At 38.5% G+C, this 9974-nt stretch carries 7 protein-coding genes and 1 pseudogene; 4 read left to right on the top strand and 4 right to left on the bottom strand.

Translation table 11 applies throughout. The features are described 5' to 3' along the window. The 3 genes and pseudogenes from C228_RS14900 to C228_RS0111820 form a co-directional block, all read left to right on the top strand. Window positions 1-1269: pseudogene (locus C228_RS14900) on the top strand (hypothetical protein); the annotation flags it as partial. Continuing rightward, window positions 1266-1781 (top strand): hypothetical protein, encoded by a 516-nt coding sequence (locus C228_RS0111825; protein ID WP_018652813.1) that lies wholly within the window; start codon window positions 1266-1268, stop codon window positions 1779-1781. The pseudogene C228_RS14900 and the gene C228_RS0111825, both read left to right, overlap by 4 nt. Before the next feature lie 56 nt (window positions 1782-1837). Continuing rightward, a complete protein-coding gene (locus C228_RS0111820) occupies window positions 1838-2461 on the top strand; it encodes a hypothetical protein (RefSeq protein WP_018652812.1) in 624 nt (207 codons plus the stop codon). 436 nt (window positions 2462-2897) lie between these two features. Here C228_RS0111820 and C228_RS0111815 read toward each other — a convergent pair whose 3' ends face one another. The 4 genes from C228_RS0111815 to galT all read right to left on the bottom strand — a co-directional run bounded on the left by C228_RS0111815 (window position 2898) and on the right by galT (window position 9182). Next, on the bottom strand, window positions 2898-5903 hold the full coding sequence (locus C228_RS0111815) for a glycoside hydrolase family 2 TIM barrel-domain containing protein (RefSeq protein ID WP_018652811.1): 3006 nt from the start codon (window positions 5901-5903) through the stop codon (window positions 2898-2900). Between the two features lie 24 nt (window positions 5904-5927). After that, window positions 5928-6896: a galactose-1-epimerase gene (locus C228_RS0111810; protein ID WP_018652810.1), complete on the bottom strand. Its 969-nt coding sequence runs from the start codon at window positions 6894-6896 to the stop codon at window positions 5928-5930. A 63-nt stretch (window positions 6897-6959) separates the two neighbouring features. After that, the gene (galK, locus tag C228_RS0111805; RefSeq protein ID WP_018652809.1) at window positions 6960-8114 is read right to left on the bottom strand and encodes a galactokinase; all 1155 of its coding nucleotides are present in this window, start codon (window positions 8112-8114) and stop codon (window positions 6960-6962) included. Window positions 8115-8132: 18 nt separating this feature from the next. Next, the gene (gene galT / locus C228_RS0111800) at window positions 8133-9182 is read right to left on the bottom strand and encodes a galactose-1-phosphate uridylyltransferase (RefSeq protein ID WP_018652808.1); all 1050 of its coding nucleotides are present in this window, start codon (window positions 9180-9182) and stop codon (window positions 8133-8135) included. Between the two features lie 422 nt (window positions 9183-9604). Here galT and C228_RS0111795 point away from each other — a divergent pair, with 422 nt between their 5' ends. Continuing rightward, a complete protein-coding gene (locus tag C228_RS0111795) occupies window positions 9605-9910 on the top strand; it encodes a hypothetical protein (RefSeq protein ID WP_018652807.1) in 306 nt (101 codons plus the stop codon). The last annotated feature ends 64 nt before the right edge of the window (window positions 9911-9974 follow it).

Here is a 9974-nt window from a genome sequence, read left to right as displayed (position 1 = left end):
TTGCAAGCGGATGAAAAAGGTCGGTTGGAATTCCATCCGAGTTTAGTGGAACAAGAGGGAAAAGAACGGTTAATTAAGGTCATTTTTTGGAATGAACAATACCCGAAAACGATGCATTCGGAAGTGCCGGCATTTACTTGGCTGAAAGGTAAAAAGGTCGTAAGATTAAGGGCGTATAATATTTATGAAATTACGCCACGAGGGATACCGAATGAAAACGCTGAGCCAGCCAATTATAAGCGGCCTTATCACGTGGTGAAGCAAGGCGATACTTGGGAAAGTATAGAACAAGAGGCAGGCGTAAATCGTTATGCATTGCTATGGGAAAACGGGGTAGATGAAGCAACGCCGTTGGACACATTAGTTGGTAAGAAAATTTATTTTCCGAGAGGAGCTGGAAAGAGTAATACTAAGACGCAAACGAAAGTGCAAACACCTAAACCGACGGAACATAAAACAGAGCGTAATGTTTCACAAATGAGAAGTGAGAATAATGGGAAGCCTGTGGATGTAATCGTAGGTTCTCATAAAGAGAATGGCTATTACTATAATAAAAATTCTGGAGTATTTGAAGGAGATATTAAAGATGGTCATGGTAATAAGAACAGAGTCTTTGCTTGTACAGGAAAAAATGGTGATGAATACGAAAATTGTCAGCAGCTACCAATTACTCATTCTGAATTCAGAATTTCTTCGATGATTGTTCGTCGTGAAACGAAAACTCCTGGGCTAGAATGTATTTGTATTGCATTTACAGCTAGGAATCGAGCAAGAAGAGAGAAAAAATCTATTTATAGACTATTAATGTCGGGTTACTCTTCTGTTCCTCAACATGAGAAAAAAGAAATGAGTTTAACTGTTAAAGATAGAGAATCTTTGGATTCAAGGAAGGGTGTTATTCAGGCATTATTAAATGAAAAAGATCCAACTAATGGCGCTGAGTTTTGGGATGGTACTGATTTTCTAGCTTGGGGGTTAAATAATCCATGGGGTAAATCTCATGCAAAATTTCGACAATATACAAAGATTATTATTAGTAAAGTGTTATTTGATAGGTATGTATCAGAGCAGAAAAAAACTTATATATCAGGAAGGGTAAAATATAGCGGGAATTATTTTCCTATACCTGCACCAGTTTTTATAGATCCTAAAAATTGGAATAATGATCATTTTGTTTATATAACAGGTATAAAAAAACCACCATCTGAAGGGCAACTAGAAGCAACGATCGTTGCAGGGCATACAATTTTTTGGAGAGTGATACGATGAAAAATATTTTTTTATTAATACTATCTTTTTTTACATTATCTAGTGTATCAGCTAAAGATAACTTTTTATTTAATCCATGTACAAATGAATGGGTTTCACTTGAGCATGCTTTATTTAATAAGAATATCTTATTAAATAAAAATGTTAAGATAAATAAAGTGGAGTTTTTTTTGATTTCTTATTTAGATAATGAAGGGGGGATTTGCTATGAAAAGAAATTTGATCTTCTATTCAAATTAAATAATGTATATTTCCATAGCCAAAAGTTATTTGATGGGTTAGATGATGTTTTTCCAGATATAGGAATAGAAGATAATATGATAGTGATTGATTTTGAATATGGTAGTGGGCAATCTAACATTGAAAAATACTATTTTAGTATTTATTCTAATAATGTATATTTAAATAAGAAGGAGATTGTATATTCTCGTGAAGGTAAGCCAAAAGAGATTAAATATAATAAAATTGATATAAAAAATGTGGCTTTTTCAAAGCTGGTTAATAATTATTAGATAATTACTTTTATTTCAGCAAGATATAATTAAAGATAGGTGTAAATAGGGAGCAAATGTTAAGAAATTTGATGCGCGCTAGTATAGCAATTATTATTTTTTTTTCATGTTGTACCAATTCTATTGGATTAACTAAGGAAAATAAAAACTATGTGAATTGTAATTCTGATTCGTTTGGTAACCATGAGTGCCAGATGCAGTATAATGGTAGAAATGAACTTTTTAAAGTTTATTATGATATTTGTCCTGCCTTTAATGTGAATATAAACAATGATATTGTTGAAGTTTTTTGCTCACCTTTAAGAGATTATTCTAACTATATTTATTATAAAAATATTAACAATGACTTATTATTTTTTAAATATGATTCTGCCTTTGGTGGTGATGATAATTTAGTTGAGAAGCTATCTTATGAAACTCATTCACCATACTTGCTTACTTTAAGAAGAAGTTTTTATGATGATGTTAAGATAAATAATATCCCTAAGATTGGTTTTATTAAGAGCAAGACATTCTTGTTTGATAAAAATGGAAATAAAACAAATATGTATTTGGTGAAAGGTGATAAAGTATTAATTCTTTCTAAGAAGAATGGTGACAAAGAATGGTATAGAGTTTTTTATCAAGGTAAAAAAGATCTAGATATGTGGATTGAAGCAGACTCAGTTTATCTAAATTAATAGCTTGTGTTTAAAAACTATACTTGTCAGTAATGAGCAGGCTTTCTGTAATTTTTTTTCGATAAATAACGGTTGTGGTGGCAGTTCTTCTTAAATATATTTAAGCACAAGCGGTCTGATTTAGTGAATTTTTTCAAATTTTTCACTAAATCAGATCGCTTGTTTTTTTGTATATGGATTGGGAGCGGGCATACTGCGTGCAATACTGAGAAACGGATTTAACTTTTATAGAATGCTTAGTGGCGGAAGAAGGCTGGTATTATTCCTTCGCTAAGTGAAACAAAATGGTGAAATTAAGTGGCAAGGTAAGACTTATTACTTCAGCCAAGTTTATTTGAAATATAAATAAAGGCACTCGACGGAGTCGAGCGCCAACTAAGAGTGTAATTCAGATCTGCTATTGACGAAGTAGTCTTCAGCCTATTTCGTAGTTAAATTAACCCACTAGCAAATCAAATCTCACGTTAAATTTTTCCTCCATTAAACGGTATTGGTCTTTTAAATTCGGACCGCAGGAGTTGGAACCGATGCCACTCATTTTATAATCAATACATAGAACGCTGTAATCGGATTCTTGTAGCTCGTAGCAATGTTTTTTCGCGGTTAATTCCTCTTGTGTATATGGCGAGAGATTAAAGCTGAACGGTTGGCTTGCACTCACAAACAGATTTTCCGATTTGATATATTCACAACCGTAATGGCTGCCATTCTCCTGCGGTTTAACATAATCGGTATGATTTTGTTTTGCCGTTGTATGGTAGATGCCTAACTTGGCTAAATGGTGTTTATCCACATAGCTTTCTTGCTTGCCGTAACCGAAATATTCCACCGAATTTTCCGCTTTAGCAAGCCAGAAGCGTAAACCGAAGCGAGGTAAATACGGTAATTCGGCAGGGCGGATTGCGTTGATTTCCACCGAAATCTGCCCGTCATTGAAGATACGATAACCAATATCCAGTGTTAAAATACGACCACGAGAAATTGACACAATTGCAGATTTTACTGAAAATTCGACCGCTTGTTCGCTTTGCTGCCACTGAATTTCATACGCTCTGGTATAGGCTTTATCGTAGCCGGCATTTTGCCACGCCTCACGAATGAGACGATCATTATCAGTCGGCGCACGCCAGATATTAAAATCTAACGGTTGCTGAATAATTGCTTTACCGGCTTTTTCAATACGGCTGAAAATCCCTTTCTGTTTATCTAATTGATAACTAAATTGACCGTTGTGTACGTTAATGTGGAAGCGATCTTCCTGTACTTCAAATGTACTGTTTTCAATCGTGAATTGTGGCAATACTAATTTATTTTCGCTAAATAAATTGAGCTGCTCGAAGCCAAGTGAATGCGCTTCGTCTAATAATTCGACCGCGGTATTTAAGCGATAATTTAAATTCAATAGCCATAAATGCCCGTTATTTTTTGGTAACTCAATCGGCAATACTACGCTGCTGTGCGGTTTGCAAGAAACGAATAAATTTCCACCGCTTGTAACCACGCCGTTTTCGACAAATTCATAATCAATCGTCAGATAATCAGCGAGATCAGTGAAATCCAAATAGTTGTGGATCACAATTTTGTTATCGATTAATTCGGCACGTGCAGGGCGATTCACATTTTTAAGCTCTAATAAATTACTGTGCGGAATACGATCCGGTGAAACTAAACCGTCCATACAGAAATTTCCATCGTGCGGGCTTTCGCCGAAATCACCGCCGTAACCGAATTGACTGTTAGCACGGTAAGGGGCGTGATCACACCATTCCCACACAAAACCACCGCATGATTGCGGATGACGATGGAACGCTTGCCAATAATCCTCCGCATCGCCGTTTGAGTTGCCCATTGCATGGCTGTATTCACACAACATGAAAGGTTTGGCTTGCGCAGTGGCACAATAGCGGTCGATATCTTCGGTTGAGCCGTACATTTCACTATAAAAATCTAAATTTGACAGATCATTATTATCGGTAGAATGTTGGTAAATCGAACTTTCGTAGTGGACTAAACGAGATTTATCACGTTGTTTAATCCACGCCGCCGCCGCTTCAAAGTTTGCTCCATAGCCGGATTCATTACCTAACGACCAAATGATAATTGAAGTACGGTTTTTGTCTCGTTCCACGTTGGCTTGTTGGCGGTCTAAAATCGCTTTTTTGAACAGCGGATCACGGGCAAAGTAGCAGAAATTATCAATTGTATCTTGGCGGATACGTGAGGTTTGCAAATCGTTTTCATGGTTTAAGAAAATACTTGGTTCCGGTGTTTTAACGGTTAGCATTGAAGCCCCATGTGACTCGACATCACTTTCACCAATCAGATAAAAACCGTATTGATCGCATAACTCGCTAAACCAAGGTGCATTCGGATAATGGGCGGTACGGATTGCGTTGATATTATGTTGCTTCATCAGCTGTAAATCTTTATGTGCTTGTGCGTAGCTAATTGCATAGCCGGTTTTCGGATCGCTATCGTGGCGGTTTACCCCTTTAAATTTAATCGGCTGTTGATTGAATAACAAAATGCCGTCTTTGATTTCCACTTTTCTAAAACCGATTTTTTGCACAATCACTTCTTCCGCAGTATGCAAAATTAAGGTGTAAAGTTGTGGGTTTTCGGCATTCCATAACTGAATATCTTCGACATCAATATTTAGCTGCGTATCGGTTTGGTTGAAAACGGTAAAGCCTTTCGGATCGAGTAATTGATATTCAATTGCTTGCGGCTGACAGCTAAAGAGAGTTTCCACTTTCAGATTTGCATGACGTAATTCATCATCCAATTCATATTGAATAAAGAAATCTTGCAGATAATTTTGTTCACGCTCAAGCAAATAGACATCACGGAAAATGCCCGACATTCTGAATTTGTCTTGGTCTTCTAAATAGCTGCCGTCACACCATTTCAATACCGCTACGGTCAAATGGTTGGTGCCAACTTGTAAATAATCGCTAACATCAAATTCGGAGGTGCTGTGGCTGATTTGGCTATACCCGACAAACTGCTTATTCACGTAAACAAATAAACAAGAGTCCACGCCTTCAAAATGGAGCAAATAACGCTTATTGCTTTTCGGAGTAAGTTGCAGAGTACGATGATACACGCCGCACGGAGTTTGATGTGGTACAAATGGTGGATCAAACGGGAACGGGTAGTTAATATTCGTATAGTGATGATGATCGAAGCCGTGATTTTGCCAATTTGCCGGTACCGGAATTTTATGTTCAAACGCAACATCAAGGAAATTATCCGGTAGGTCATGATAGCTTTGGAAGTAATTAAAATCCCATTGACCGTTGAGCAGGGTAAAGTAATCGGATTGCTCACGTTTACCACTTAAAGCCGTTTCATTTTGTTTATGCGGAATAAAATAAGCGTGATGATCGACGGTATTTACGTGGAGTATATTCGGATCTTGGAAGTAATTTGGCAGTATCATGATAATTTCCTCGATGTTTACAAATTAAAAGTGAAAGGTGTAACGAATATCGTGTTTATAGTGTTCGCCCGCTTTGGTAATGCCACCGAATTTTGCCAATTCAGCTTGGTTTGGCGAATCAGGGAAAAATTCCGGTTCTAAAGCAACGCCAGCGTAGTCTTGATAGGTTGAATCGTTCAGATCCGGTTGCCCGCCAAGCCAATTCCCTGAATAGCATTGCAATGCCGGCATTGAGGTATTTAATTCAAGCGCAAGATCTTTAACCGTTAAACAAGCGGTTGGTTTTGAAGAATTTTTTACCAATTTGAAAGCGTGATCATAGCCTTTTACCAACTGTTGTTCGGCATCTTTCAGCAAGTCTTGCCCGATCAGTTTAGGGGTCGAAAAATCGAAACCGGTGTGAGCAACCGCTTTAAACGGTAAAATCGGAATACCGTCTGCGCCGACTGGTAAATATTCGTCTGCGTTAATCATTAGTTGATGAGAAAGTACATCACCTGCGCCGAGTAGATTGAAATAAGCATGATTGGTAAAGCAGAGAGGGGTGTCTTGATTGGTGGTTGCTTCAAATTCAATTTCGACTTCTTTTCCATTCAAACGATAAGTGACAAAGGCATGAACTTCACCGCCGAACCCTTCTTCGCCATCTGTAAAAATTCGGCTAAATTTGACCGCTTGTGAATCCGGTTGCTCCACTTGCCAAACTTGTTTATCCGCTCCTTTTACACCGCCGTGTAAGCTATGTTCACCGTTATTTTTTGCCAGTATGTAGGTTTTGTCGTTAAGCTGATATTCGGCGTTGGCAATACGATTAGCGTAACGTCCACAGGTGGCTCCGAAATAAGCGGTCTGATTTTGCCAATTTTTTGCAGATGTGGTGACTAAAACTTCACGTTCGCCTTTTGGGTGTTTAACTATACAAGAAAGCCAAGATGCACCGAAATCGGAAAGGGTAATTTTGAGAAATGAGTTTTCGAGGGTAAATGTTTTCATAGTTCATATCCCAAGCAGATGGAAAGTCACGGAAAATCTTCCGTGATTTCCGTGAATTAAACATTAAATAAGACGAACGCCGTCACAAGCGGTACAAAGATGGAAAGTTTCTTTAATACCGGTTTGTTTTTCATAATTATCCGCAATGAGTTGACGTAAGTGTTCCACTTTTTCGTTTGGCACTAAACAAACTATACAACCACCGAAGCCACCGCCGGTCATACGTGCACCGCCATCTTTACCGATCGCCACTTGTGCCAATTCAACTAAGTAATCAATTTCCGGAATGGTAATTTCAAAATCATCACGCATAGAGTCGTGAGACCCTGCCATTAATTGACCGAGTTTGACCATATCATTTGCTTTTAAAGCTTCAACCGCTTCTAATACACGCTGATTTTCGCTGATGATATGTTTTGCACGTTTGTAAGCTAATTCATCTAAGGCTTGTAGTTCTGCGGCTCGTTCGATAAATTGTTCCGGCGTAACATCACGCAATGCTTTTGCCCCAAAGAATTTGGCGGCAAATTCACATTCTTTCCGGCGGCTGTTATATTCACCGGTCACTAAGTCGTGTTTAACGTTAGAGTTGATAATCGCAATTGAATAACCGTGTGGAACCGGCGTCGGGGTAATTTCTAACGAGCGGCAATCAATCATAATTAATTGATCTTTTTGCCCGAGCGCCGAGGTAAGTTGATCCATATTGCCGCAATTTGCGCCGACAAATTTGTTCTCAGCTTCTTGTCCGATTAAAGCGATTTCTGCCAAACTAAGTGGCAAATCACCTAACACTTGTGCGGTTTTACCGATTGAAATTTCTAATGCGGCGGAAGAACTTAAACCGGAGGACATCGGTACGTCACTTGTCATTGCTAAATCCGCACCTTGTTTAAACTCTGGGCATTTGGCTTGAATATATTTCACCACACCACGTACGTAATTTGCCCATTTGTGTTCAGACGGTTCAATCGGTTGGCTAAGGTCGAACTCATCTTGTTGGTTAATATCGATCGCATAGACTCGCCAAACCGAATCGTCACGTTTACTAAAGCTGACCGCCATTCCGTAGTTAATTGCACAAGGCATTACAAAGCCGTCATTGTAGTCGGTGTGTTCGCCGATAATATTGACTCGTCCCGGAGCAAATACGGTTTGAGCAGCCGAATAGCCGTAATGCTCGGCAAATTTTTGGATCGCAAGTTGTTGTGGTTTCATTGTCTCTGTCTCTTCTTTTTATTGAGCTTTATAGTGAACGCTGTCGCTCACCGCATTTAATCTTTCTGCTGCTTGTTCCGGTGTCAGATCTCGCTGACTTTCCGCCATCATCTCGTAGCCGACCATAAATTTACGTACGGTTGCCGAACGTAATAGCGGTGGATAGAAATGGGCGTGTAGCTGCCAATGTGCATTATCACTTGCGTTAAACGGTGCGAAATGAAAGCCCATTGAATACGGGAAACTGATATTAAATAAATTATCGTAGCGAGTGGTTAGCTTTTTAAGTGCGAGTGCTAAATCTGCCCGTTCAGCTTCGTTTAAATCGGTAAGCTGTTTAAAGTGTTTATGCTTTGGTAATAATAAGGTTTCAAAAGGCCAGCCTGCCCAGTAAGGCACAACTGCAATCCAATCCTCAGTCTCTACCACAATACGTTCTTTTTTGGTTAATTCACGTTCTGCATAATCCAGTAATAATGGACGACCGTATTGAGCGAAGTAATTCGCCTGACATTCGTCTTCAATCGCTATTTCGTTCGGTAAGAAATTACTTGCCCAAATTTGACCGTGCGGATGTGGGTTAGAACAGCCCATCATTGCGCCTTTGTTTTCAAAAATTTGAACCCATTGATAACGCGTTTTTAATTCATTAGCTTGTTCTTGCCAAACTTGTACGACTTGCTCAATTTCAGCCACCGAAAGTTGCGGTAAGGTTTTACTGTGATCGGGTGAGAAGCAAATTACACGGCTTTCACCTTGTGTATGTGAAATCTGAAAGAGTGGATCTGTGCTGGCTTCCGGTGCAGGTGTATCCGGCAATAGTGCCGAGAAATCGTTTTTAAATACGAAAGGTTTGCTATAAGCGGGATTTTGTTCGCCAGTAATGCGTTTATTTCCCGGGCAGAGATAACAAGTCGGATCATAACTTGGTTTATCATCCACAGCTGTTTCCTCTTGTTGACCTTGCCATGGGCGTTTTGCTCGGTGTGGTGAAACTAAAATCCATTGGTTTTTTAATGGATTAAAACGGCGGTGGGGATGATCATTTAAGATAAATTGTTCGCTCATGTAGAAATGCTCCAATTCAAGTTCTATTATCGGAGTATAACCGACAATTTGAACTAAGGCTGTGATTACGATCACAGAAGCTAATATTGGCTTACCGATTTTTCAAATTTAATTCGAATAACTAAATGTTAACGTTACCATCTTTGTTTTTAAAGCAAAAGTTCTAAGAAATGTGAGTGAGATCACGGTTTTTTTATCATCATAAATTTTTGTGTAAATTATATATTGTGATTTATTTTTTATGTGGGCCGATCTAAGCTCAATCGGTTCAAGATGTACCAGTAATGGTCAGGCTAGTATTTTGCATAGCTATTTTTACAGTAAAAACGTTCTTCTTCCACCTATATACCAATCAGCAGAAATCCTCAACCTGTTTCATGTCAGCCTAAACCATCGAACCCTATTCAGTATTAAAACAATTTGTGATTGGTGGTGATCAGGCAACATTGGTGTTAATTAACCGTTGGGTAGCGCCTCCAAGCTATCGTGATTTAAGAAATACGGAACATAGTCATCTTTATTTCTTACCGGATAATCCTAGCTTTGAGGATACGAGAATACATGTCAAACTTCATGTTGAGCCGAATAACTCAAATGTTGTGGATGTTGGTGGGGTTTATAATACGAATTATTCGATCCATTTTGACGTACAGGATATCGCTTCAAGCAGCACTGTTAAGTTTGGTACGGATTACACTGATAACTTAATGGTACTGATTTCATTATAGGCGAAGCAGGTAATGATACTTATTACTTTTATAAAGGTGCTGGTCGTGATGAAATCTTCAATAT

The sequence above is a fragment of the Actinobacillus capsulatus DSM 19761 genome (assembly GCF_000374285.1).
GTDB classification, from domain to species: Bacteria; Pseudomonadota; Gammaproteobacteria; order Enterobacterales; family Pasteurellaceae; genus Actinobacillus; species Actinobacillus capsulatus.
The sequence above is the reverse complement of the archived record's forward strand: the minus strand, read 5'-3'. Positions and strand labels throughout refer to the sequence as shown.